The following is a 1,291-nucleotide window of genomic DNA, read 5'->3' on the forward strand; positions in this document are numbered from 1 at the left end:
CATCAATTGGTCAGGATGGTCTATCAGCAGCTGCATCGGTTGCAGAAATTGCCGCAGCTTCTGAAGTCATTTTTTCAACACCCCGAACTGGCTTATATCTCCGACTAATGTTCGGCTACTTTATTTCGGATTAGTATATTTTAGAGTTGAACGCCAACACCCCTTGAGTATTCTTTCTAGCTTGTTTTTCATGGGTTTCATAGAATGGACTGGTTCGATAGATCACCTCCTGATCCAAAAATAACCTTAAAACCTCAGCCCGCTTCTCCCGATACACCTCCTCCGGCACCCACTGATACTCAAACCGGATCTGCCGCTCATACTCGTCGAAGGCCTCCGGGCTAGCACCCAGAATGCTCAGGTCGATGTCCAGCAGGTAGCAATCGTCCTGGGTCTCTGGCTCGGACGGATGCTCAGTCACGCGGATCATCCGGGCCACTTCCTGTTGGGATTCTTCTGTTTCGCCTAACCCAGCGAGTTCCTCCATCGCCACTTGCGCACTCTGTTCCTCATTGCCCCCGGCGCGCGGGTCGTAAATGACGTCGTGATACCACAGCGCCAGTTCCATGGTTCGTGGGTTCTGCAGTTCCGGTTTGATGGTATCCAGCAGTTCCAGGCAGCTGCGGATATGGTCGAAGGTGTGGTAGGCGCGGTGGGGTTCGGCGTAATGGGCTCGGAGGCGTTCATAGGCCTCGGTGGCCCGGGTTTGAATGTCTTCCGGGAAAAGGCTCAGCCAACGGTTCAGGGTAAGCGCCAACGAATCGACACCTATCCCATGGTCTGAGCACCCATCACACTGATTCCATCCTGTTAACCACTGGAGGAATCGGTATGACCAGCACCGAGCTGCATCATTTCTGGCACCAGACCCTGACCGATTGGGCGGCATCCGGGCTGTCGGGGGCGGCATTCTGCAAGGAACAGTCTCTCACTTACCATCAGTTTGTCTACTGGCGCCAAAAGCTCCATGGCCCCAGTGAGTCGGCTAGCCGTGGCCATGAAACGGCTTCGTCGGCGGGCTTCGCCAGGGTCGCGCCAGTGGCAAACGATGACACCGCGGATGGATTGACGGTGTCGTTGCCCGGCGGTGTCTCGATCACCGGCCTGCATGCGGGCAACATTGAGTTGCTGGGCGCGGTGCTGAGGCAGCTGTAATGCGTAACCGGTATCTGCGCCCGTCCCGCCAGTTTCCGGAGATTTATCTGTACCGGGAACCGGTGGATTTTCGCAAGCAGGCCCATGGCCTGGCGCTGATCGTCGAGCAGGAGCTGGGGCACAGTCCGTTCACCGG

Annotated in this window: 3 protein-coding genes; 2 read left to right on the plus strand and 1 reads right to left on the minus strand. The window is 56.5% G+C overall.

The window, feature by feature from the left end:
- Positions 1 to 130 precede the first annotated feature (130 nt).
- Positions 131 to 757 (minus strand): HD domain-containing protein, encoded by a 627-nt coding sequence (locus tag AC1RQI_RS16850; RefSeq protein ID WP_481905770.1) that lies wholly within the window; start codon positions 755 to 757, stop codon positions 131 to 133.
- A 74-nt stretch (positions 758 to 831) separates the two neighbouring features.
- On the opposite strand from AC1RQI_RS16850, the gene tnpA reads away from it, so the two are divergent.
- Positions 832 to 1,155, plus strand: coding sequence for an IS66 family insertion sequence element accessory protein TnpA (gene tnpA, locus AC1RQI_RS16855; protein WP_481905771.1), 324 nt, complete (start codon positions 832 to 834; stop codon positions 1,153 to 1,155).
- On the plus strand, positions 1,155 to 1,291 hold a 137-nt coding region (tnpB, locus tag AC1RQI_RS16860), incomplete at its 3' end, for an IS66 family insertion sequence element accessory protein TnpB (protein WP_481905772.1). The genes tnpA and tnpB, both read left to right, overlap by 1 nt.

Source organism: Salicola sp. AFF1, from assembly GCF_056783195.1.